This window comes from Pseudomonas sp. GQ91, from assembly GCF_059758795.1.
On record NZ_JCAXED010000019.1, the window covers coordinates 1 to 23328 of the forward strand.

Here is a 23328-nt window from a genome sequence, read left to right on the forward strand (position 1 = left end):
GCCTTCGGTGACCGTCTCGCCCGCAGTCAGGGTCACGGTGGTGGTGTCGAGGGTGTCGGTGATCTGGGTCACGGCCGGCGTCGGGTCGACGCTCAGGACCAGGTTGGCGCCGCCGGTGGTACCGGTGACCGTCACGCTGATCTGGCTTGGGTCGATGTACGGGCTGTCGTTGGGGGCCAACGGTACATTGACGGAGCCGGTCAATTGGCCGGCCGGGATGGTGATCACCGAACCGTTGGACAGCGTGACGTTCAGGTCAGTGCTGGATGCCTGGGTAATGGTCGCGGTGTAGGTCAGCACGCCGCCGGCCTCGGTGATCGTCGGGGTCGCGCCCAAGGTCAGCGTGGCCGCTTGTTGTACCAGGCCGCTTGTGTTCGCTGCGCCACCCGTCTGCTGGGTCAGGGTCGAAGCGGCAGCGCTTGGCCCCGCAGTGGGAAAGCCGATCACGGGGGCGACGCTGCCCGCGGTTGCATCCAGCATCACAAAGCTGTGTCCGCCACCCGCAGCGCCCGTACCCGCGGCGGTTGCGCCGGCTGCCGTGGCTTCCAGTTCGGTCGTCGGGTCAGCACCGGCGGCAATGGCTTGCTGCAATTCGGCAACCGATGGCGCGGCCTGCGCGGTCGCTGCGGCCAGGTCGGTGCTGGAGTCAGGTGCGTCGGCGCTCCATTGTGTGTCGCGGCCCAGGTCCAGGATGCGACCGTCGGCCAACTCCAGGCTGACTGCGCCAGACAGACCGGTGTCGATCTGATCACCTACAAATAGCCGGTCGCCTTCAACGAGTACGCGCCGGGTCCCTTCCGGAGAAATAACAAAAACCTGGCCAACAATGCTTTTGACGGTGGCAACAACACTGCTCATTGACGATTCTCCGGCGATCCGTTCGGGCGACTTCCATAATCCTGGCTACTATTTTTAGCAGCCGTATGGAGGCGATTTAAATTTTGACAGTCAGTTTCGTCAATATTTTGGCTTGATTCTTCGATGATTAAGTTTGTGCCAAACTATTGACCTTCTTGGCGCCATCCTAAACAATCGCTCCACTAATGTCACATTGATATTTGCGCGGCGATCCGTCCTACATATGTGAACCAGTTCCGCTTTTTGAACTTTCCGACGTACGGTCAATAAGGTTGCCATTTTCCGACACTGCGGCACGATCCGCCGTGACTTGAGACAAGATGTCCTGGGGAATTTATAAATGCGTCTACACCTTCTAAAGGCAATACCGTTCGCTCTCGCCGCCAGTTTCGTACAGGCCCAGACTTTGCCGCAGGCCATGCAGCAAGCGTTGGACGTGCACCCGGAAATTCAGGCAGGCGTGAACAGCCGTCTGGCCGCCGACTACCAGTTGAAGGCAGCTCGCGGCGGTTACCTGCCTCGTGTGGATGTGTTGGCTGGTTATGGGCGCGCAGGCACTGATAACTCCACCACTCGCGCCAACGGCGGCTCCGACCACTGGGACACGCTGAATCGTGGTGAGTCGAGCTTGCGTCTGCAGCAAATGATTTTTGACGGCTTTGCCACCTCCAGTGAAGTAGGGCGTCAACAAGCCACCGTCAACGCCCGTGCCTACTCGTTGCTCGGTACTTCCGAGCGTACTGCCCTGACCGTCGCCCAGGTTTACCTGGAAGTCCTGACCCGTCGTGAGTTCGTGCGCCTGGCTGAAGATAACCTGCGTAATCACGAACGCATTTACGACCAGATCAAGCTGCGCACCCAGCGCGGTGTGGGCAGCGGCGCCGACCTGGACCAGGCCGAAGCGCGTCTGGCCCAGGCCCGCAACAACCTGATCACCGAACAAACCAACCTGGCTGACGCCGAGACCAACTATCTCAGCGCCGTTGGCCAGATGCCCGACCAGTTGGAACGTCCGCCGACCTTCATGTCCATGCTGCCCGCCGATCTGAATGAAGCGCGTCGCCAGATGCTCGACAACAGCCCGATCCTGCGCTCGGCCGAGTCCGATATCGTCGCTGCCGAACAACAGTACGAGGCCGCCAAATCGTCGTTCTACCCACGCTTTGATGCCGAACTGGGGACCAATGCCGACAACAACGTCGGGGGCGAGCCTTCCCACAGCAACGGCTGGGAAGCCATGGTGCGCATGCGCTTCAATCTGTTCGCCGGCGGCAGCAACAAGGCCGATCTCGAGTCCAAGTCCTATCAGTCTAATCAGGCTTTGGATATCCGCAACAACGCCCTGCGCCAGTTGAATGAAGAGCTGGGCCTGGCCTGGAACGCCTTGAACAACGCCAACGCCCAAGTGCCGATCGCCCAGCAATACGTCGATCACAGCACCAGCGTACGTACCGCCTATCAGAAGCAATTCAGCCTCGGCGAGCGCACGCTGCTCGACTTGCTCGACAGCGAAAACGAATTGTTCACCGCTGCGCGTCGTCTGGAAGAGATAAAAAACGTTCAGTTATTTACTCAGTACCGAATCAAGGCGACCATGGGCGAGTTGCTCAAGAGCCAGGGAGTGGTCGCACCAATGGCTTCCGTCGTACAGAACGATGTGAAGCCGAAAGTCCAACTGCCCGGGATGAATTGAGCTATTCCTTATAGTCCCATCAGTTAGTCGAGAGTACCCGCGTGGAATCAGAAGTCAGTCGAGTTCATCTCAGTCATGATCCACGCACGTTGCACGATGACCCGTTACTGGACGGGTTGTTGGCGCTTTGTGCCTTGCACCAGAAACCCGCCAGTGCAGCGATGCTGACCACCGGCCTGCCATTGCCATCCCAGCGTCTGAACGCCGATTTGCTGGCTCGTGCCGCAGCTCGGGCCGGTTTGCAGGGGCGTCTGTTGCAACGCAAGCTGGATGCAATTCCCGCGATTGCCATGCCGGCGCTGCTGCTGCTCAAGGATGGTCGCACGGCCGTGCTGCTCGGTTGGCAGGGTGAAGACGAAGCGCAGGTGCTGCTCAGCGAAAGCGATGGCGGCGAAACCATCGTCAAGCGCCAGGCGCTGGCCGATGACTACACCGGCAAAGTGTTCTTCGCCCAGCCCCAGCACAAGTTCGACGTGAGCCACGGCACCCTGATTCCGCGTGCCCGTTCCTGGTTTCGCGACACCCTCAAGCGTTCGCGCTGGCTGTACGCCGATGCCATCGCCGCCAGTTTCCTGATCAACATCATCGCCATGGCCGCGCCGTTGTTCGTGATGAACGTCTACGACCGCGTGGTGCCGAACCAGGCCACCGCGACCCTGTGGGTATTGGCCACCGGCATCTTCATCGCCTACACCTTCGACCTGATCCTCAAAAGCCTGCGCAGTTTGTGCCTGGACCTGGCCGGCAAGAAAACCGACCTGATTATTTCGGCGACCTTGTTCGAACGTATTGTCGGCATGTCGATGAAGTACCGCCCGGCGCGAGTCGGCAGCTTTGCCCAGAACATCCACGAGTTTCAGAGCCTGCGCGATTTCCTCGCGTCCCTGACCTTGACCAGCCTGATCGACCTGCCGTTCACCCTGTTGATTTTCCTGGTGATCGCCCTGCTCGGCGGGCACCTGGTGTGGATCCCGATGTTGGCCTTCCCGATTGCGCTGGGCATCGGTTACCTGCTGCAAAAACCGCTGGTGGCGACCATGGAACGGACCATGGCCTTGGCTTCCGAGCGCCAATCGAGCCTGATTGAAACCCTGGCCGGGTTGGATGCGGTCAAGGTCAACAACGCTGAGAGCGAGCGCCAATACCAGTGGGAACAAACCATTGGCACCCTCAGCCGGCTTGAGTTGCGGGTGAAGATGCTCTCCGGGCTGTCGATGAATATCACCTTGCTGATCCAGCAACTGGCCGGTGTGATCATGATCGTCTTCGGCGTCTACCAGATCATTGACGGCAACCTCAGCATGGGCGGCCTGATTGCCTGCTACATGCTCAGCGGTCGTGCCCTCAGCCCGCTGGCGTCATTGTCGGGCCTGATGACCCGTTACCAGCAAGCCAAAGTCACCATGGTCTCCACCGACCAGATGATGGAGTTGCCGCAGGAACGCAATTTCGAAGAGCGCCCGCTGAGTCGTCGCACCCTGCAAGGCGCCATCGAATGCCGGGGCTTGAACTTTACGTACCCCAACCAGCAGAACATGGCGCTCAGGAATATCAACCTGGTGATCAAGCCCGGGGAGAAGATCGGCATCATCGGGCGTAGCGGTTCGGGCAAGAGCTCCCTGGCCAAACTGATCGTCGGCCTCTACCAGCCAGACTCCGGCGCCTTGCTGGTGGACGGTGTGGATATTCGCCAGATCGACGTCAGCGAACTGCGCCATAACGTCGGCTATGTACCGCAAGACATCCAGTTGCTGGCCGGCACCCTGAGGGACAACCTGGTCTCCGGCGCCCGCTACGTCGAGGACGAACTGGTGCTGCAAGCCGCTGAACTGGCGGGCGTGCATGAGTTTGCCCGCCTGCACCCGCAAGGCTACGAGCTGCAAGTGGGCGAGCGTGGCCAAAACCTCTCCGGCGGCCAGCGGCAAAACGTCGCCTTGGCGCGCGCGCTGCTGCTCAACCCACCCATTCTGTTGCTGGATGAACCCACCAGCGCCATGGACAACACCGGTGAGGAGCGCTTGAAACAGCGCCTGCAATCCGTTGTGGAAAACAAGACCGTGGTGCTGGTGACACACCGCGCGTCGTTGCTCTCCCTGGTGGACCGCTTGTTGGTGATCGACCGCGGGCAAATCCTCGCGGATGGTCCGAAAGCCGTGGTGATGGATGCGTTGAAGAAGGGGCAGATCAGTGTTGCGTAAATTCAAGGATGCGGTCCGTCGCTATTTCATTGGTGCCGATTCGCTGGACGGCCAGCCGCTGCCAGAGGTCAAGAAAGCCCTGATCGAAGACGCTCCCCGCGTGGTGCGTCTGACCATCTGGGGGATTATCGGTTTTTTCCTGTGCATGCTGCTGTGGTCCGGCTTCGCCGAGATTGACGAGGTGACCCGCGGCGATGGCAAGGCCATTCCATCCTCCAAACTGCAGAAGATCCAGAACCTTGAAGGCGGTATCGTCGCCGAGCTGTACGTCAAGGAAGGGCAGATCGTCGAGGCCGGTGCGCCGCTGATTCGTCTGGACGATACCCGCTTTGTCTCCAACGCTGGGGAAACCGAGGCCCAGCGCTTGTCCTTGTTGCTGCGCATCGAGCGTTTGAGCGCCCAGGTCGAAGACCGGCCGCTGAACATTCCCGAGGACGTGCGCGCCGCCGCGCCAAACCAGGCCGTGAACGAGCAATCGCTGTACGAAAGCCGTCGCCAGCAGTTCAAGGATGAAATCGGTGGCCTGCAAGAGCAACTGACGCAACGCGAACAGGAACTGCGCGAATACACCTCCAAGCAGAGTCAGTACCGCAACCAACTGTCGTTGCAGCGTCAGGAAATCAACATGTCCGAACCGCTGGTCGCCCAGGGTGCGGTGTCGCCGGTGGAAGTGCTGCGTCTCAAGCGTGCGGAAATGGAGACCCGTGGGCAACTGGATGCCACCACGCTGGCGATCCCGCGCGCGCAGTCGGCGATCAAGGAAGTGCAACGCAAGATCGACGAAACCCGTGGCAAATACCGCAGTGAAGCCCTGACCGAACTCAATGAAGCGCGCACCGACCTGAACAAGGCCCAGGCTACCGGCAAAGCGTTGGAAGACCGGGTGAGCCGGACCCTGGTTACCTCGCCGGTACGCGGGATCGTCAAACAGTTGTTGGTCAACACCATCGGCGGTGTGATCCAGCCCGGCAGCGACATGGTGGAAATCGTGCCGCTGGACGACACCTTGCTGGTGGAAGCCAAGATCCGCCCGCAAGACATTGCCTTCCTGCATCCCGGGCAGGAAGCGATGGTCAAGTTCACCGCCTACGACTACACCATCTACGGCGGCCTGAAAGCCAAGCTCGAGCGCATCGGTGCCGATACCATTACCGACGAAGACAAGAAAACCACCTACTACATGATCACCTTGCGCACCGACCGCAGCCATTTGGGCACGGACGAAAAACCCTTGCTGATCATCCCGGGGATGGTCGCTTCGGTGGACATTATCACCGGCAAGAAAACCATCCTCAGCTACCTGCTCAAACCCATCATCAAGGCCCGCGCCGAGGCGCTGCACGAGCGCTGATTTTCAGTGTCTGGGCGGGCCTCATCGCGAGCAAGCCCGCTCCCACACTCGACCGACTTCCAGCAGGGGAATACGGTCAAATGTGGGAGCGGTTTCGCCGGTCTGGCGGTGGTGATCCTGATCGGCCTGCTAGTCGAAAACCTGGTGTTCGACACCCTGGAACGCCTTACGGTGAAGCGCTGGGGCATGCAGCGATAAACAAGAATGATTGCCCTTCGGCCGTTACGAGTTCGATAATGGCGGCCGAACCTGACGCCGCCCCGGCGTCAGGCATGGCGGGTAAAAGGATTTACGACGATGCGGTTTTTTGTCTTGGCGGCGGCATTGATTTTGTCGACATCGGTTTTTGCTGGTTCCGCGCCAGAAGCGGTTGCCATGCCCAAGCCGGTCTATCCAAAAAAACTGACAGCGACCGCAGGCCATGCGCGGATCAGCCTCAATATTCACAATGACGGTTCGGTCAGCGATGTGAAAGCGCTCAGCGCCACCAAGCCGGCCTTTGGCGAGGCCGCCGTTGAAGCGGCAAAACAATGGCGCTTCAAGCCCTGGACAGCGGGTGCCGACGGGCCTGCGGTGATCGAGGCGCAAAACGACATGATTTTTACTCCCGAACTGGGAAGAACCGAGACTGTTCAACTGACGTTCAGCCAAACGACTTATCAGTCGTGCAGCACGTTGAACGAAGAAATCAGCCAATTTCGCCGTGACCATCCGACCCGCGCATTGATCGATGTGAAGAGCTTTGCCATCACCCGTGTGGCGGTAATGTTCCCGGCGTTGAGCGGTAAAAGCGACTACATCGAAGGTCTGGAAAGGGCGGATACGTTGGAAAAAGTGCTGCCGAGAATCGTCCGAAAATGCCAGGCCAACCCTAGAGCGGTCTATGCCGACTTCCTTCCGGCTAATCTGAAGCGCTACCTGTAAAGCCTGCTACGATTGCGTTCGGTGTACTCCATACTGTTCACGAGTGCTTGGCATGCAATTACCGGACATGAACCTGCTGGTCGCCCTCGACGCCTTGCTTGATGAAGGCAGCGTAGTGGGCGCTGCCCGGCGGATGAACCTGAGCCCCGCCGCCATGAGCCGCACGCTGACGCGCATCCGCGAGGCGGTTGGCGATCCGATCCTGGTGCGCGCCGGTCGCGGCCTGGTGCCGACACCCAAGGCCCTGGAGCTGCAGGGGCAGGTGCGCAATGTGGTGGAGCAGGCGGCGCTGCTGTTTCGCTCTGCGGACGAAGTGGACCTGAGCACCTTGCGCCGGCGCTTCAGCGTGCGCGCCAACGACTTTTTTGTCGGCGTGTACGGTGGCCGCCTGTTCGACACCATGGAACGCATGGCGCCCCATTGTGAACTGCGCTTTGTCCCGGAAGGCGACAGCGATGATGAAGCGCTGCGCGAAGGCCGACTCGACCTGCGGGTGGGCAACACCATGCCGATCACCCCGGAAGTGAAGGTGCAGAATCTGTTTTCCACCACCTTCGTTGGCCTGGCCAGGGAAGGGCATCCGCTGTTCGACGAAGAAATCACCGCCGCGCGATTTGCCAGCTACTCGCATATCAGCATCTCGCGCCGAGGTATCGCCCGCGGCCCGATCGACACCGCCCTCAACGCCCAGGGCCTGGAGCGCCGCGTGGCGATGATTGCACCTGGGTTTCACGGCGCGATGTTCATGTTGCCTGATTCCGACTTGATCCTGCCGGTGCCCAAGGAAGCGCTGTACAGCGCCAAACGCCTGAAGCTGCCGCTGCGCGCGTTTACCTTGCCGATCTCCCTGCCGACCCTCGTACTGACCCAGGCCTGGCATCCACGCTTCGACAAGGACCCGGCCCACAAATGGTTGCGTGAAACCGTGCGCGAGAGCTGCGAAGCCACCTGGCGCGAAGCGCAGCCTGCATGACACTTAAGCGAACGCCTGTAGGAGCGAGGGGGGCGCCTAGCTCTTGCTCGCGAAAAACGTCAACGATAACGCGTACCTCGGGATACGCGGCGCCTTTGAGTTCTTCGCGAGCAAGCTCGCTCCTACAAGGTGCTGCTTTGAGCATTGCGCCTGATGCACTTATAACCTGCCAATAAGTCAGTTTTCGTCATGTCTATGCCTTATTAAACTGCTCGGGTATTCTTTTTCCGAGCTGTATCCATGACTTCCCTCGCTGCCCCCTTGGCCGCAGCCAAACCCAACGCCATCAGCCCGCCGGTATTCGGCCCGCGCATCATCGTCGGCCTGGTCGGTGTGTTGCTCGCGGTGCTGGTCTCGGGCCTCAACGACATGGTGACCAAGGTCGCCCTCGCCGACATTCGCGGCGCGTTGTACATCGGCTTTGACGAAGGCACCTGGCTGGTGGCCGCGTATACCGCGACGTCCGTGGCGGCCATGGCGTTCGCGCCGTGGTGCGCGGTGACCTTGTCCCTGCGCCGTTTCACCTTGTGGGCCATTGGCCTGTTTACCGTGTTGGGCGTGCTGTGTCCCTTCGCCCCGAATTATCAAAGCCTGTTGCTGCTGCGCACGGTGCAAGGTCTGGCGGGCGGCGCCTTGCCGCCGATGCTGATGACCGTGGCCCTGCGTTTCCTGCCCGCCAATGTGAAATTGTACGGCCTGGCCGGCTATGCCCTGACCGCCACCTTCGGGCCCAGCCTCGGTACGCCGTTGGCCGCGTTGTGGACCGAGTATGTCGGCTGGCAATGGGCGTTCTGGCAAATCGTTGCGCCGTGCCTGCTGGCCATGGCCGCCGTGGCCTACGGCTTGCCCCAGGATCCGCTGCGCCTGGAACGCTTCAAGCAATTCAACTGGCGCGGCCTGCTGCTGGGATTTCCGGCGATCTGCATGCTGGTGATCGGTCTGTTGCAGGGCAATCGCCTGGACTGGTTCGAGTCGTCGCTGATCACCACGTTGCTGTGCGGCGGCACGCTGTTGCTGGTGCTGTTCATGCTCAATGAATGGTTCCACCCGATGCCGTTTTTCAAATTGCAGATGCTCGGGCTGCGCAATCTGGCGTTCGCCTTGATCGTGTTGGCCGGGGTATTGGTGGTGCTGCTCGCGGTCATCATCATCCCTTCCAATTATCTGGCACAGGTCCAGGGCTACCGGCCGTTGCAGACCGCGCCGGTGATGCTGGTCATGGCGCTGCCGCAGTTGATCGCGCTGCCGCTGGTAGCGGCGTTGTGCAACCTGCGCTGGGTCGATTGCCGCTGGGTATTGGGGATTGGCCTGAGCATGCTGGTGCTGTCCTGTGTCGGCGGCGCGCAACTGACATCAGCGTGGATTCGCGATGATTTCTATGCGCTGCAACTGCTGCAAATCTTCGGGCAACCGATGGCGGTGTTGCCGCTGCTGATGCTTTCCACCGGCAGCATCGTGCCAGCGGACGGGCCATTCGCCTCGGCCTGGTTCAATACCGTCAAAGGCTTGGCCGCCGTGGTTGCCACCGGCGTAATCGAGGCACTGACCACCCACCGTCTGCATTTTCACTCGGTGATGCTGGTGGATGCCCTGGGCAACTCACCGCTGGCGGACAGCGACGCCCCGGCGCTTGCCCATCGGTTGCACCAGCAGGCCGTGGTGCTGACCTCTGCGGATCTCTATTACGTCATGGCGGCTGTCGCGGTGGCGTTGATCCTGCTGATTTTCTGGATGCCGACGCGGATCTATCCGCCCCGTGCGCCGTCTTGACTGAACAAAGGATGCTTATGAAACGTAAAGACCAGATTGCCGTGGCCGCCATCAGCGTGTTCGCCGTGGGCGTGTTGGTGTACCTGCTGGCGCCGGGCATTTTTGGCGGCAAACGCCAGACCACCAATGATGCCTTTGTCGCGGCCGACTACACCCTGGTGGCGCCGCGGGTGTCCGGGTTTATCAAGGCGGTGCTGGTGGAGGACAACCAGCGCGTCAAGGCCGGGCAGTTACTGGCGCTGATTGACGATCGCGACTTGCGTGCTGCCGCCCAGGCCGCCGATGCTGAAACACTGGTGGCGCAAGCACAGTTGAAAAATGCCGTGGCAACGCTGGAACGCCAAGGCTCGGTGATCGCCCAGGCCCAGGCCACGGTGGCCGCGGATCGTGCCGAAATGGCTTTCGCCCAACACGAACTGAGCCGCTACAACCACCTCGCCGGTGTCGGCGCCGGTACGGTACAGAATGCCCAGCAAGCCAAGACCCGCATCGACCAGGCCACTGCGCGCCTGGCCAATGCCTCCGCGGTATTGGCGGCCGAACGCAAGCAGGTGGAAATCCTCAGCGCCCAGCGCGATGCCGCCGAAGGTGGCTTGAAACGTGCCCAGGCGGCACTGGAAATGGCCAGTTACCAACTCTCCTATACGCGCATCGTCGCACCGGTCGACGGCATGGTCGGTGAGCGCGCGGTGCGCGTGGGCGCCTTTGTCACGCCCGGCAGCAGGCTCCTCGCCGTGGTGCCGTTGGATGATGCGTACGTGGTGGCCAATTTTCAGGAAACCCAACTGTCACACATGCGCGCCGGGCAGGCCGTTGAAGTGCGCGTCGACAGCCTGGACGGCAAGGTGCTCAACGGCCACCTCGAAAGCCTGGCGCCGGCGACCGGTGTGACCTTCGCCTCGATCAAGCCGGACAACGCCACCGGCAACTTCACCAAGGTGGTGCAGCGTGTACCGGTGAAAATCCGTCTGGAGCCCGGCCAGGCGCTGGCCGAACGTCTGCGGGTCGGCATGTCGGTGGAAGCCAGCGTCGATACCCAACCGGCAACCCAGCCACGCGAGGTGGCCCAGCAATGAGACGGTTTGTTCTGCTCACGTTGAGCCTGTGCAGCCTGGGCGCTTGTACCCTAGGTCCGGATTTCCAGCGGCCGCCGGCACCGCAGCTCACGCAATGGTCTACGCCCCAAGGTCGGCAGGCTGCCAGTCGAGCCGTCACCGAGCCGCTTGAACAGCGTTGGTGGGACGTGTTTCACGACGAGCAATTGTCGGCGCTGGTACGCCGCGCTTTGGACGACAACCTTGACCTGAAACTGGCCAGCAGTCGCTTGCAACAAAGTCGCGCCTTGCGCCAGGTGACCACCGCCGAACGTTACCCGAACGTCGATGCCGGCGCTGACTATGGGCGCAAACGCAACAGCGCCAAGGGCCTCAACGATCCGTCCGGGCACAACGGTCGCTCGGCCTTCAACCTGTGGGATGCGGGGTTTTCCGCCTCTTGGGAGCTGGACTTCTGGGGCCGGGTAAAACGTCAGACCGAAGCTGCCGACGCCACCTTGCAAGTGGCCGAAAATGATCGGCGCGCAGTGCTGTTGTCGGTGCTGGCCGAAATCGCTCAGGACTATATCCAGCTGCGTGGTGTACAGAATACCCGGTCCGTCACCGAGCAAAACCTGGACGTCGCGCGCCATAGCCTGAAGCTCTCGAAACTGCGCCTGGCCGATGGCGTGGCGACCGATCTGGACGTGGCCGAGGCCGCCGCTCAAGTGGCCGCCATCGAAGCGCGCTTGCCGGATTTGCAGCAGTGCCAGGACCAATTGATCAACGCCTTGAGCTTGTTGATGGGCCAGGCGCCGCAAGCCTTGTACGCGCAACTGTCGAAAGAGGCCGCCGTGCCGCAGACCCGACGCCAGGTGGCTATTGGTTTACCGTCGCAACTGGCGCAGCGGCGCCCCGATATTCGTCAGGCCGAGGCGCGCCTGCATGCGGCCACCGCCAGCGTCGGCGTGGCCAAGGCTGATTTCTACCCGCGTATCACCCTGACTGGCAATCTCGGGTCCCAGGCCATGCAGTTGTCGGACCTCGGTTCCTGGGGCTCGCGCACCTTTGCCTTCGGCCCGCAATTGAGCCTGCCGATCTTCAATGGGGGACGCCTGCAAGGCATGCTCGATCTGCGCGAAGCCCAGCAACAGGAAGCAGCCCTGGTCTACCAGCAAACGGTGTTGCGGGCCTGGCATGAAATCGACGATCAACTGAGCCGCTATAACGCCAGCCAACTGCGGCGCGACAGCCTCGCCGAGGCCGTGCGCCAGAACCGGATCGCCTTGGTCACCGCCCAGCAGCAGTACGTCGAAGGCGTGGTGGATTTCGTCAACGTGCTCACCGTGCAGAGTGCGTTGCTGGCGACTCAGGAACAGTGGGTGGAAAGCTCGACCGGCGTGTCCCTGGCCATGGTCGGCTTGTACAAGGCGCTGGGTGGCGGCTGGGAATCGGTGTATCCGCTGCAGACCGCCGGGGGCTAAGCGACAATACCCGCTGCTGATTAGCACCCCTTCAGGCTAATGCCGATCAGTTAAGGCTTTTTATAGGTGCGAGGGGAGCGCCTAGCCCTTGCTCGCGAAGAACTCAAAGGCGCCGCGTTGATCCAGAAGGCACGCGTTATCGTTGAGGTTTTTCGCGAGCAAGCTCGCTCCTACAGGCTGCCGCTACCCCTTCAGGCGAAATTTCTGTGGGAGCGGGCTTGCTCGCGAAGACGGCGTAACAGTCAATATTGAGGTTGTCTGGCACACCGCTTTCGCGAGCAAGCCCGCTCTCACAGGTTCCGCTCCCTCCGGGCGGTGTGACATCGCCGCACCCACTCAAGGGTTCTGCAAAAACACCACGTAGCCGCGAAACCACTCAGCGTTCTTCAGGTAGTGCGGCGCCTGCCACTCCCCGCCCTGGATCAAGCCAATCTTGAACGGCATGCCCAGTCGGTTCATTCGCGGCAGATAGGCGGCGTAGTCCGGGATGCTGTGGCGCCCCTGGTAGGTTTGCACCACCACTTCATCCACCACACCCTTGAGTTGCGCGATGGCCTCGGGGTCGGCGTTGCTGCTCCAGTCCATCAGCCCGGTGATGCTCAGGCGCAGGTCCCTGGGCAGGCGTCGGCGCAGGTCTTTGAGGAAGTTGGCGTATTCGTGCAGGTAGTGGGTGCGGGCGTCGAAGTCGATCTGAATACCGATTACCGGGTTGCCGGCCGCCCGCCAGCGTTGCACTTGCCCCAGCAGTTGAGTGTAGACCGACGCCGGCCAGCGCAACGTATGAGCGCGGTAGACCACCCACACTTCACCTTGACGGATGCGCGGCACGCTCATGCCTTGGGCGATGAACTGCACGCCACGCCCGGGTTGACGGCGGGTGGAGTTGATCTGGCCCTGGAGGATGTACAGGGTCTTTGCCTGTTTGAGCACCGGCTGGGGCGCGACGCCGCTCCACAGCCAGAATGCATCGTAGTCATGGGCATCGACCGCGCCGAAGACCGGGCTCGCCAGCAGGAGCAGCGATAACCAGAAGCCTCTCACGCGCTTACCAGTAATACTGCAGCGACTTGCCCCACTGAGTGTCGGCAAACCCGCTTTTCAACTGACGGAACCAACCCTTGCGCACCGCTTTGTCGACGTCTTCGCCACCGCAACTGTTATAGCCGGAAGGCGCATAGCAGTTGATCGCACGGAATAGCGCGTAAGCCTTGTCGTCACGTGGCGCTTGGGGATTGGCGATCACCTGTTTGTAGCCTTCAAGCCGCGAGAAGGTCTGACCTTTGAAGTCCGAGGCGCTGCTGCCCAGGCTGCCAGCCGAACGGGCGTGTTCCAGCGGCATGCTGTCCAGGCCGTTGCGCAGGATGAACTCGCCAAGGCAGTTGAGGCCGTGCGGGTTTTTCGGAGCGTTCTGCAACGTGCCCGCGGTCTGCGCAATGCTCGGGCAGGCATAGCCTGATTGCGCCTGGTCGCCATTCCAGTGGAACAACTTCAGGGACTGTCCGCCGTCGTAGACATAGCCCAGGCTGGTGCCGAGCTTGTCTGCGGAAGCCGATGCCGGCAGTTGCTGCAAATCTTCGGCAAACGTCGCGAATTGGCCGCGCAGCAAGTCTTTGTAGAGCAGCACGAATTGCGCGGTGGAACGTTCCAGGGGATCGCTGGCCTGGGTGATCTGCTGGCGCAACAGCTCAGGACCGGCGACGCTGCGCAACAGGATATAACGCACCTGCCTGGACTGGATCGGCGAGTCGCTGGCGAACACCTTGGCCAACTGGCCGCTGCGCTCGTAATTCATGGCCAGTGCCAGTTCCAGTTGGTCGCGCTGCAACGGCTGCTTGGCCAGCGGCAACAGTTGCAGCCAAAGGTCTGCCGCGCCTTGCCAATCCTGCTTGGCTTCCAGCGCCAGGCCGCGCAGGGTCTGTTGGCTGAAGGCGAAGTAATCCAGGTTCGAGGGCAGTTCCCGCGGCAAATGCTTCAAGGCGCTGTCGGGCTGGTGCTCGACATACAGCGCGAACGCCGCCTGCAGGTAGGCGTATAACGCCGGTTCGTCGGCAAATGCGGCCTTCTGGGCGTCGAGGATTTCGCGGCTCAGCTTGGGCGGGTTGGACGCACGCATCCCCATCAAGTCATTGATCCCCAGCAGCATCGGGTTGCTGACGCTATCGGCATGGCTTGTCAGCAATTTGTTGTCGGTTTCTTCCACCAGTTCGTCGATGGAGACGTTGCGCTGGGCATCGCTGGCTTCGGTCAGTTGCCAGGCAAAATCCTCCGCCAGTTTGTTCGCGTCGCCCGCCAACCAATGTACCCGGCGCAGCAGGCCGCGAGCGGAGGCGGCGTATTCGCCCTGTGGATAAGTTTTCAGGTAACTGAGGAAACTGTGCTCGGCTTCGTCCAGGGCGTTTTTATCCACAGCCTGGCGCTGCGGCATGCCGTATTCGTCGAAGGCATTTTCCTGAGCATGATTCAGCGAGGCGCGGGCGATCATGTACACCGCCGTTTCCTTCAGCCAGGGCAGCGACGTCACGGAGACGGCGGCAAATCCGCGTTCGGCATACACAAAGCGTCCGCTGTAAAAGTCGGAAGCGGCGAGCAAATACGTCGTCAGCTCACGACCCTGGGTTGACGCGATCAACTGCGGTTCCAGGAGTACCGAACCCTGCCAGTCGCAGGTGGTGAGCAATTTCAGGCGCGCGTTGGCCAACAATGCCCGTTCATTTGCCGGAATATCCGCCTGGATCACCTGACGGATAAACGCTGCCGCACTGTCATCGTTATTGCTGCGGCAGCGACTGCCTTCGCCGGACAAAAACTGCTCGCCTGCCGCTGGGGCGACCTCACGCTGGATGCCCAGTGAACCGAGTAACTGATCCAATTCGATGCTGCTGGCCGTACCTTGTTCTTCAGACGATTGCATGGCCGGTGGGTTGGGTACCAGGCGATACACCGGAAACGGCACCGGTCCGAAACCCTGGGCCAGATCGTCTTCGCCCAAGGCATTCGGGGTCAGCGGCGCGCTCTTCTGATCAGCCAGCAGCAGTCGCAGATTGACCCGGCTGTCGTTGCCGGGGCTCAGGAAGGGCATGTTGCTGCAGCCGGTGAGGGTGTCACGCGACACCCGCCAGTCGGGGTAGCACGAGTCATCGCTGCTGGCCTGGGCCTGGATCGAAACGCCGGCAAACAGGGCCAGCGTGAGGGATGACAGAAGACGGATGCGCATGAAGGGTCCTTGTTCCTAGAGTCCATAAGTGCCGCAGGGCGAAGAGGTGAGGATGATAGCGCGAAGATTACAAATTGTTGCACGGTCCTGTGGGTGCGGGCGTGCTCGCGAAAGCGGTGTAACAGGCAACATCAATGTTGGCTGTTACGCCGTCTTCGCAAGTAAGTCGAATCGTCGCACCGCCGCCCCCACAGGATTTTTGTCTAACTGACCGGCATCGGGTGCCGAACACGCCTGCAAGCCACCTGTCCGCGAATTTGTATCAAAACTTGACTGGGTAAGATTCATCTTCCATCATATTGATAGTTAGCAAACTAACTTTATGCGAATCCTCACGTGTCCCAAGCCCTCGAACACCTTCATATGAACCTCAGCAGCAGCATGGTGGCAGGCGCCCGCAACTGGCGCAAAATCTGCCAGGCCACGTTGGTGAACTACGGTATTTCCGAAGCCTGCGCGGTGCCGCTGTTGATGATCGGCCGCCTTGGCGACGGCGTGCATCAGGTCAAGGTCGCCCAGGCCTCCGGGATGGAAAGCCCGTCGCTGGTACGCCTGCTGGATCAGTTGTGCAGCGCCGGTTACGTCTGTCGCGCTGAAGATATCCATGACCGTCGGGCCAAGGCCTTGAGCCTGACCGCCCGGGGCCGCGAGTTGGTGCAAGCGGTGGAAGCGCAGTTGGTGCGGCTGCGCCATGAAGTGCTGGCGGGCATTGACGCCGCTGATCTGGAGGCCGCGTTGCGGGTCCTGCGAGCGTTTGAAAACGCCAGTCATCCGGCTGCGGTCGCGCCGTCGTGAACGGATTTTTTACCGGCATGCCGCCAGCCCGCGACTGGTTTTACGGCGTACGTACCTTCGCCGCGTCGATGATCGCGCTGTACATCGCCATGCTGATGCAAATGCCGCGACCGTATTGGGCGATGGCCACGGTGTATATCGTGTCCAGCCCGTTTGTCGGTCCCACCAGCTCCAAGGCGCTGTACCGTGCCATCGGCACTTTTCTCGGGGCGATGGCTGCGGTGTTTTTCGTGCCGATGTTCGTGCAGACCCCGTACCTGCTGGCGATCGTGATCGCGCTGTGGACCGGGATTCTGCTGTTCTTGTCTCTGCATTTGCGCACTGCCAATAGCTACGCGCTGATGCTGGCGGGCTACACGTTGCCGCTGATCGCCTTGCCGGTGGTGGATAACCCGTTGGCGGTGTGGGATGTCGCCGAGGCGCGTACCGAAGAAATCTTCCTCGGGATTGTCGTGGCGGCCGTGGTCGGAGCGATGTTCTGGCCGCGACGCCTGGCGCCGGTGTTCGATGCGTCGGTGAGCAAATGGTTTGCCGATGCGACGCTCTACAGCCAGCGCTTTTTGACCCGCGACGTGCAGCCCGAGGAAGTCGCCAGCCTGCGCGGTGGCATGGTCGCGACCTTCAACACCTTGGAGCTGATGATCGGCCAGCTGCCTCACGAGGGCGCACGCCCTCAAACCGTGCGCAATACCAAAGAGCTGCGCGGGCGCATGATTCATTTGCTGCCGGTGGTGGATGCCCTGGATGACGCGTTGTATGCCCTGGAGCGCCGTACCCCGGAATTGGTCGGCACATTCGCGCCGTTGTTGACGGCTGCCAGCGAGTGGCTGGACAGCACCGCCAACGACGCGCCGGTTGAACGTTGGCGCGCCCTGCGTGACCAGCTTGAAGCCTTGCAGCCCGACGCCGACGCCTTGGACGATCGCCATCAGTTACTGTTTTCCAACGCCTTGTATCGGCTGGGCGAATGGATCGATCTGTGGCAGGACTGCCGCAGCCTGCAAGCCGCGATCCAGTGTGAAAGCCAGGCGCCGTGGCGCGCGGTTTACCGGCATTGGCGCCTGGGCCGGCTGACACCGTTCCTGGACCGTGGCCTGATGTTGTATTCGGCGTTTTCCACGGTCAGCGCGATTATCGTGGCCTCGGTGCTGTGGATTCTGCTGGGCTGGACCGATGGCGGCAGCGCGGTGATCCTGGCGGCGGTGGCTTGCAGCTTCTTTGCCTCGATGGACGACCCGGCGCCGCAGATCTACCGGTTCTTTTTCTGGACCGCGATGTCGGTATTGTTCGCCAGCCTCTACCTGTTTCTGATCCTGCCCAACCTGCACGACTTCCCGATGCTGGTGCTGGCCTTCGCGGTGCCGTTCATCTGCGTCGGCACGCTGACGGTGCAACCGCGGTTCTATCTGGGCATGTTGCTGACCATCGTCAACACCTCGTCGTTCATCAGCATTCAGGGCGCCTACGACGCGGATTTCCTGAGCTTCGCCAACTCCAACCTGGCAGGTCCGATGGGCTTGTTGTTCGCCTTCGTCTGGACCCTGATCGCGCGGCCGTTCGGCGCGGAACTGGCGGCCAAGCGCCTGACCCGTTTCAGCTGGCGCGACATTGTCAGCCTCACCGAGCCCGCCACCCTGGCCGAACATCGTCACCTCGGCGTGCAGATGCTGGACCGTCTGATGCAACACCTGCCGCGGCTGGCCATGACCGGACAGGACAGCGGTGTGGCCCTGCGCGAGTTGCGCGTGGCGTTGAACCTGTTGGACCTGTTGGCCTATGCGCCGCGTGTCCTCGGCGTGCCGCGCGTGTTGCTCGATCAAGTCGTGGCCGAGGTCGGCGCGTACTTCAAGGCATGCCTGAAAGCCGGTGAACGCTTACCGACGCCCAGCGGTCTGCTGATGACCCTCGACCGAACCCGGCGCGCACTGAATGGCCAGGGCTTGCAGGACGCGGGCGAAACCCGTCTGCACCTGCTGCACGCCCTCAGCGGCTTGCGCCTGGCGCTGTTGCCCGGCGTCGAGTTTGTCGGCTCGGGCGAGATGCAAGCGCCGTTACCGGATGGAGCGCCCTTATGATCGGTGATCTGGATATCAGCGGGGTATTCCTGCCCACGCTGCTGGTGCTGATGGGCATTACGTATGTGTTGTACCTGGTGGTGCATGGCTTACTGACGCGTGCTCACTTCTATCGCCTGGTCTGGCACCGGGCATTGTTCAATGTAGCTCTCTACGCGCTGTTGCTGGGCGCGGTGGACTCACTCAGTCGATACCTGATGACATGAAAAAACCTTTTTTGACTATCGGCCGTGTGGTCCTGACGTTATTGGTCGTGACGTTCGCCTGCGTGGTGGTCTGGCGCATGGTGATGTATTACATGTTTGCGCCCTGGACCCGCGATGGGCACATCCGCGCCGACATTGTGCAGATCGCCCCGGACGTCTCCGGGTTGATCCAGCATGTGGACGTGCGCGACAACCAGTTGGTCAGCCGGGGCCAAGTGCTGTTTTCGGTGGATCAGGACCGCTTCAAGCTGGCCTTGCGTCAAGCCCGGGCCGCTGTCGCCGACCGCCAGGAAACCCTGGCCCAGGCCCAGCGCGAAGCCAAGCGTAATCGTGGCCTGGGTAACCTGGTGGCCAGCGAACAACTGGAAGAAAGCCTGTCTCGCGTGGCCCGTGCCCAGTCGGCCCTGGCCGAAGCACAAGTGGCGGTCGACAGCGCCCAGCTCAACCTCGACCGCTCGGTGGTCCGCAGCCCGGTGGACGGCTACGTCAACGACCGCGCGCCCCGCGCCCAGGAATTTGTCACCGCCGGACGCCCGGTGTTGTCGGTGGTGGACAGCAACTCTTTCCACATCGATGGCTATTTTGAAGAGACCAAGCTCGACGGTATCCATGTCGGCCAACGCGTCGACATTCGTGTGGTTGGTGACCGCGCTCGCCTGCGCGGGCATGTGCAGAGCATTGTCGCCGGGATCGAAGACCGCGACCGCAGCAGTGGCTCCAACCTGTTGCCCAACGTCAACCCGGCCTTCAGCTGGGTGCGTCTGGCCCAGCGGATTCCGGTGCGCATTGCCTTTGATGAAGTGCCCGAGGACTTCCGCATGATTGCCGGGCGCACGGCCACGGTGTCGATCATCGACGACCAGCCCGACGCTGGAGACCAACCATGAAGCGACTGCTGACGGCCGCCGCGTTGGGTCTGTTGTTGTCGGCCTGTCAGGTGGTTGGACCGGATTACCAGGTGCCCGAAAAGGCCGCCGTGAACCGTGGCGACCTCCAAGGGCAACTGTCCGGGCAGGGCAATCACGTCGTCTCGGCCCCGGTGCCGGCGGACTGGTGGAAGTTGTACCAGGATCCGCGTCTGGACGAGCTGGTGCAGCAGGCCATGGCGTCCAACACCGACCTGCGTGTCGCGGCGGCCAATCTGCAACGGGCGCGTTTCCAGGTGCAAGAAGCGCAATCCGCGGGCGGTTGGAGCGGCGGCGTAAAGCTCGGAGCCCAGCGTTTGCAGGAATCCGGCGAGGCGTTTTTGCTGGCGGATAAAGTGCCGGTGGCCAACGTGGGTGATGTCGGCATCACCACTTCCTACCAGTTCGACCTGTTCGGCACCTTGCAACGCGGTATTGAAGGCGCCCAGGCCAATGCCGACGCGACCCAGGCCGCTGTCGACACGGCCCGCATCACGTTGGTGGCAGACGTGGTGCGGTCCTACACCCAAGTGTGCGCGGCCAATGAAGAACTGGAAATTGCCCGCCACTCCCTCGACCTGCAAGCCCAGAGCACGCGCTTGACCCAGCGCTTGCGCGATGCCGGGCGCGGTGATGAAACCCAGGTCACGCGTTCGCAGACCCAATTCAAATCCCTGCGCGCCGAACTGCCGCGTTATGAAGCGTCGCGCCAGGCCGCGTTGTTCCGCTTGTCGATGTTGCTGGCCAAGCCGCTGGAGCAATTGCCTGCCGGCACCCGCGATTGCGCCGAGTTGCCGCACATCGCTCAACTGCTGCCGGTCGGCGATGGCGCGGCCTTGCTCAAGCGCCGGCCCGACGTGCGCCAGGCGGAACGTCGATTGGCCGCCGCCACCGCCGGTATCGGTGTCGCCACTGGCGAGCTGTACCCGGATATCAGCATCGGCGCTTCCATTGGCACGGTCGGGCTTCTCGAAAACCTCGGCAAACCGGCCGCCAACCGCTGGGGTTTTGGTCCGTTGCTGAACTGGACCGTGCCGTCCAACGGCTCGCGCGCGCGCATCCACCAGGCTGAAGCCGCGACGCAAGGCGCCCTGGCGCAGTTTGACGGCGTGGTGCTCAACGCCATTCGCGAAACCCAGACCGGGCTGGCGCAGTACACCGCTCTATTGCAGCGCCGTGATGCCCTGGCCGAGGCCGAACAGTCGGCACAACAGGCCGCCGAGCAGACCCACCGTTTCTTCCAGGCCGGCCGCGAGTCGTTCCTCGCCGACCTGCAAGCCACCCGCACCTACACCGACATGCGCGCGCAACTGGCGCAGGCCAATACCCAGGTCGCCATGAGCCAGATCGATTTGTTCCTGGCCCTGGGCGGCGGTTGGGAAAGCGGACGAACGCAAGGTGCGGAACCCGGCAAACCCTGACGTGGTTGCTATGCTTTGACAGTCGGGCCGTGGTGATGGCCCGCTGATCACTGCTTGCGTTGCTCATGGGGATTCCAATAATGAAAAACCCTTATGCTCCCGCTTTCTGGTGCGTGCTCTTCGCACTGGTGCTGTTATCGGCCACTTATTTCTATGGCGTCATGCTGTCCCATCAGATCGACAAGGCCATGATCTTCCTCGACAGCGCCTGCGCGCTGATCGCCGTGCTGTCCATCGGCGTTGTGGCCTGGGCCTCCTACCAGAGTCAGCGAACCAAGAAAAAACTCCTCGAACAAGGCAAGACGCGGGTCGCGATCTGGGACACCAAGGTCGCGTTGCGCCGGGTCGAAACAGTGTTTGATCGCTATTTCTGGGGCAGTTACTGGCAGCCGGGTCGCACCTTCCAGGAAGTCATGGGCGAACTCACGGGCACGCCTCTGGAAAAAAGTCTCGAAGCCTTGAAGCAACAATGCGTGCTGCTGGACCAGCAAGTGGCCGACGGGCGGCATTGGCTGAACAACGCCCGGGAACTCTCCGATGTGGCCACCGCAATGGCCCGCGAGCGCTATCAGCTGGACTTTTGCGACCCGCGAACCGACACGCCGGGCAACGCGGTCATTCATCGCGAGTTTGAAGTGCTGGTGTATACCTGGACCGTCCGCCTGAAGAGTTTCGATCATCAGCTTGACGAGATCGAGATGGAGTATTCCTGAGCCGAGTATCCCGTAGATACCTCATGAACTACCCCGAGCAAGCATAAGGTCCGAACCCTCGACAGCTGCTACGCGGTCCGGCTACCCTTCGCAGGCTTCGGCGGGCTTGAGCCGACACCCCATTTCGGGGGTCAGGGAAGACAGCCCACTTTCACACAGGATTCGATCAGGTCACTTCATGAATAAATCAGCCGTTGTACTTTTGGGTTTTGTCGCCGCAGTCGGCGTGGTCAGTGCCGGTGGCGCCTGGTACACCGGCAGTCAACTGGAAGGGGTGTTGAAGACCGCGACCGAAGACGCCAACAAGGAAATGGAACGCTCCATGGCCGGTGTCGATGGCCGCTTGACCCTAGAAATGCTCTCCCTGGATCGCGGCTGGTTCAGCAGCACCGCGCACTGGCGTCTCAAGGCGGAAGGCTCGGCGTTCGGTGAAGACTACAAAAACAGCGAACTGTTGTTTGTCGACCGTATCGAACATGGTCCGCTGCCGTTCTCGCGCCTGGTGAGTCTCAAGTGGTGGCCAGTGCTGGCTACGAGCAATATGGCGCTTGAGAAGAGCCCTACCACCGAAAAATGGTTTGCCGCCACCAAGGAGGTGCCGCCATTGCATGGCGTTGCCAACATCGGCTTCAACCGTTCGGTGGATGGCACGGTGGAATTGGTGCCATTGGCGTTCAAGGACGCCACCAGCAGCGTCGACTTTTCCGGCTTGAAGCTGGACTTCTCCAATACCGCCAAGGGCGAGAAGGTCAAGGTCGATGGTTACATGGATGATCTCAAAATCTCGCTGATCGATCCCGACGGCGCGCCGTTCCAGGCGCAGTTGAACGGTCTGACCCTGGCCAGCAACCTGTCCAAATCCAGCTTCGGTTTCTATGTCGGGCAGAACACCATTGAGCTGAGCAACACCACGCTCACCCTAGGTCCGCAGCAGGCGGTGCTGACCTTGAAGGGCTTCGAGCAGAAAGACAGCAGCGACACCCAGGGCAACAACCTCGCGGGCCGTGTCGATTACAAGATCGACGAGATCGGTTACCAGGGCAAGACCGTGGGGTCGGCTGCCATGGCCGTGAGCTTGAAGAACATTGACGTACCGTCCACGCTGGTGCTGACCAAGCTGTATCAAGACAAGATGCAGCCGGTGCAAGCCGCGTCCGCTGCCGGACAGCCGGTCCCCGAGCTGCAATTGACCGAAGCCGAGCAATTGCTGGCCCAGGCCAACATTGATTTGCTGCTGGCGGCCAAGCCGCAGGTGGCACTGGAGAATCTCTCCCTCAAGACCACCCATGGGGAAAGCCGCTTCAGCCTGGTGGTGGACATGACCAAGCCGTCCACCATGGAACTGCCGCCGGTCGAACTGGGCAAACAGATCATCACCCTGCTCGAGGCCAATCTGAAACTGTCCAAGCCGATGATTGCCGATGTCGCGGCATTGCAAGCGCAGATCGGCGGTGTCACCGACCCGAAAGCCATCGAACAGCAATCCCAGATGGCCAGCGAGATGGCCAGCAACATGGCCGTGGGCACTCAACTGGCGACGGTTGAAGGTGACGACATCCTGTCCAAGCTGCACTACGCCAACAATGAAGTGACCTTCAACGGCCAGAAAATGACCGTTGAGCAGTTCATCGGCGGCGTGTTGGGCAAACTCGGCGGAATGAGCGGCGCGCAGTAAGCCTACGTCCTGTAGGAGCGAGCTTGCTCGCGAAGAACG

The 23328-nt window shown here is 61.5% G+C and carries 18 protein-coding genes and 1 pseudogene; 16 read left to right on the forward strand and 3 right to left on the reverse strand.

Features of this window, described 5'->3' with window-relative positions:
• Positions 1-858: retention module-containing protein (locus AC6CIA_RS23590; protein WP_498315552.1), on the reverse strand; the 858-nt coding region annotated here is incomplete at its 3' end.
• Positions 859-1198: 340 nt separating this feature from the next.
• Between AC6CIA_RS23590 and AC6CIA_RS23595 the strand changes: the two genes are divergently transcribed.
• The 9 genes and pseudogenes from AC6CIA_RS23595 (at position 1199) to AC6CIA_RS23635 (ending at position 12285) form a co-directional block, all read left to right on the forward strand.
• On the forward strand, positions 1199-2551 hold the full coding sequence (locus tag AC6CIA_RS23595; RefSeq protein ID WP_498315553.1) for a TolC family outer membrane protein: 1353 nt from the start codon (positions 1199-1201) through the stop codon (positions 2549-2551).
• A 41-nt stretch (positions 2552-2592) separates the two neighbouring features.
• Positions 2593-4749, forward strand: coding sequence for a type I secretion system permease/ATPase (locus AC6CIA_RS23600; RefSeq protein ID WP_498315554.1), 2157 nt, complete (start codon positions 2593-2595; stop codon positions 4747-4749).
• Positions 4739-6100, forward strand: coding sequence for an HlyD family type I secretion periplasmic adaptor subunit (locus AC6CIA_RS23605; protein WP_339533077.1), 1362 nt, complete (start codon positions 4739-4741; stop codon positions 6098-6100). The genes AC6CIA_RS23600 and AC6CIA_RS23605 overlap by 11 nt, the downstream gene beginning before the upstream one ends.
• 90 nt (positions 6101-6190) lie before the next feature.
• Positions 6191-6298, forward strand: a pseudogene (locus AC6CIA_RS23610) (ABC transporter permease); the annotation flags it as partial.
• 114 nt (positions 6299-6412) lie between these two features.
• Entirely contained in the window at positions 6413-7024 is a 612-nt protein-coding gene (locus tag AC6CIA_RS23615; protein WP_498315555.1) for a TonB family protein, read from the forward strand.
• Between the two features lie 52 nt (positions 7025-7076).
• Positions 7077-7997 carry a LysR family transcriptional regulator gene (locus AC6CIA_RS23620; protein ID WP_498315556.1) on the forward strand — a complete coding sequence of 307 codons (921 nt, stop codon included), beginning with the start codon at positions 7077-7079 and terminating at the stop codon, positions 7995-7997.
• Positions 7998-8237: 240 nt separating this feature from the next.
• On the forward strand, positions 8238-9767 hold the full coding sequence (locus AC6CIA_RS23625) for an MFS transporter (RefSeq protein ID WP_498315557.1): 1530 nt from the start codon (positions 8238-8240) through the stop codon (positions 9765-9767).
• Between the two features lie 17 nt (positions 9768-9784).
• Positions 9785-10843 carry an HlyD family secretion protein gene (locus AC6CIA_RS23630; protein WP_498315558.1) on the forward strand — a complete coding sequence of 353 codons (1059 nt, stop codon included), beginning with the start codon at positions 9785-9787 and terminating at the stop codon, positions 10841-10843.
• Positions 10840-12285 (forward strand): efflux transporter outer membrane subunit, encoded by a 1446-nt coding sequence (locus AC6CIA_RS23635; protein ID WP_498315559.1) that lies wholly within the window; start codon positions 10840-10842, stop codon positions 12283-12285. The genes AC6CIA_RS23630 and AC6CIA_RS23635 overlap by 4 nt, the downstream gene beginning before the upstream one ends.
• A gap of 336 nt (positions 12286-12621) precedes the next feature.
• Here the strand turns inward: AC6CIA_RS23635 and AC6CIA_RS23640 are convergent, their stop codons facing one another.
• Together AC6CIA_RS23640 and AC6CIA_RS23645 are read right to left on the reverse strand one after the other, a co-directional pair.
• Positions 12622-13326 (reverse strand): DUF3142 domain-containing protein, encoded by a 705-nt coding sequence (locus tag AC6CIA_RS23640; protein ID WP_498315560.1) that lies wholly within the window; start codon positions 13324-13326, stop codon positions 12622-12624.
• A 4-nt stretch (positions 13327-13330) separates the two neighbouring features.
• A complete protein-coding gene (locus tag AC6CIA_RS23645) occupies positions 13331-15499 on the reverse strand; it encodes a PA5441 family protein (protein ID WP_498315561.1) in 2169 nt (722 codons plus the stop codon).
• Between the two features lie 363 nt (positions 15500-15862).
• On the opposite strand from AC6CIA_RS23645, the gene AC6CIA_RS23650 reads away from it, so the two are divergent.
• The 7 genes from AC6CIA_RS23650 (at position 15863) to AC6CIA_RS23680 (ending at position 23289) form a co-directional block, all read left to right on the forward strand.
• Positions 15863-16294 carry a MarR family winged helix-turn-helix transcriptional regulator gene (locus AC6CIA_RS23650; RefSeq protein WP_498315562.1) on the forward strand — a complete coding sequence of 144 codons (432 nt, stop codon included), beginning with the start codon at positions 15863-15865 and terminating at the stop codon, positions 16292-16294.
• Positions 16291-18369, forward strand: coding sequence for an FUSC family protein (locus AC6CIA_RS23655; protein WP_498315563.1), 2079 nt, complete (start codon positions 16291-16293; stop codon positions 18367-18369). Before AC6CIA_RS23650 ends, AC6CIA_RS23655 begins: the two co-directional genes overlap by 4 nt.
• Positions 18366-18575: a DUF1656 domain-containing protein gene (locus AC6CIA_RS23660; protein ID WP_084381635.1), complete on the forward strand. Its 210-nt coding sequence runs from the start codon at positions 18366-18368 to the stop codon at positions 18573-18575. Before AC6CIA_RS23655 ends, AC6CIA_RS23660 begins: the two co-directional genes overlap by 4 nt.
• The gene (locus tag AC6CIA_RS23665; protein WP_339533065.1) at positions 18572-19462 is read left to right on the forward strand and encodes an efflux RND transporter periplasmic adaptor subunit; all 891 of its coding nucleotides are present in this window, start codon (positions 18572-18574) and stop codon (positions 19460-19462) included. The genes AC6CIA_RS23660 and AC6CIA_RS23665 overlap by 4 nt, the downstream gene beginning before the upstream one ends.
• Positions 19459-20901, forward strand: coding sequence for an efflux transporter outer membrane subunit (locus AC6CIA_RS23670; RefSeq protein ID WP_498315564.1), 1443 nt, complete (start codon positions 19459-19461; stop codon positions 20899-20901). Before AC6CIA_RS23665 ends, AC6CIA_RS23670 begins: the two co-directional genes overlap by 4 nt.
• An 80-nt stretch (positions 20902-20981) precedes the next feature.
• The gene (locus AC6CIA_RS23675; RefSeq protein ID WP_084381638.1) at positions 20982-21614 is read left to right on the forward strand and encodes an NADH:ubiquinone oxidoreductase subunit N; all 633 of its coding nucleotides are present in this window, start codon (positions 20982-20984) and stop codon (positions 21612-21614) included.
• 178 nt (positions 21615-21792) lie between these two features.
• Positions 21793-23289: a YdgA family protein gene (locus tag AC6CIA_RS23680; RefSeq protein WP_498315565.1), complete on the forward strand. Its 1497-nt coding sequence runs from the start codon at positions 21793-21795 to the stop codon at positions 23287-23289.
• Positions 23290-23328 lie beyond the last annotated feature (39 nt).

Bases quoted from the DNA above. Each gene is read 5' to 3' on its own strand.
- AC6CIA_RS23670 (WP_498315564.1), top strand. From the start codon at position 19,459: ATGAAGCGACTGCTGACGGCCGCCGCGTTGGGTCTGTTGTTGTCGGCC.
- AC6CIA_RS23595 (WP_498315553.1), top strand. From the start codon at position 1,199: ATGCGTCTACACCTTCTAAAGGCAATACCGTTCGCTCTCGCCGCCAGT.
- AC6CIA_RS23650 (WP_498315562.1), top strand. From the start codon at position 15,863: ATGAACCTCAGCAGCAGCATGGTGGCAGGCGCCCGCAACTGGCGCAAA.
- AC6CIA_RS23625 (WP_498315557.1), top strand. From the start codon at position 8,238: ATGACTTCCCTCGCTGCCCCCTTGGCCGCAGCCAAACCCAACGCCATC.
- AC6CIA_RS23635 (WP_498315559.1), top strand. From the start codon at position 10,840: ATGAGACGGTTTGTTCTGCTCACGTTGAGCCTGTGCAGCCTGGGCGCT.
- AC6CIA_RS23680 (WP_498315565.1), top strand. From the start codon at position 21,793: ATGAATAAATCAGCCGTTGTACTTTTGGGTTTTGTCGCCGCAGTCGGC.
- AC6CIA_RS23660 (WP_084381635.1), top strand. From the start codon at position 18,366: ATGATCGGTGATCTGGATATCAGCGGGGTATTCCTGCCCACGCTGCTG.
- AC6CIA_RS23620 (WP_498315556.1), top strand. From the start codon at position 7,077: ATGCAATTACCGGACATGAACCTGCTGGTCGCCCTCGACGCCTTGCTT.
- AC6CIA_RS23645 (WP_498315561.1), bottom strand. From the start codon at position 15,499: ATGCGCATCCGTCTTCTGTCATCCCTCACGCTGGCCCTGTTTGCCGGC.
- AC6CIA_RS23630 (WP_498315558.1), top strand. From the start codon at position 9,785: ATGAAACGTAAAGACCAGATTGCCGTGGCCGCCATCAGCGTGTTCGCC.
- AC6CIA_RS23675 (WP_084381638.1), top strand. From the start codon at position 20,982: ATGAAAAACCCTTATGCTCCCGCTTTCTGGTGCGTGCTCTTCGCACTG.
- AC6CIA_RS23665 (WP_339533065.1), top strand. From the start codon at position 18,572: ATGAAAAAACCTTTTTTGACTATCGGCCGTGTGGTCCTGACGTTATTG.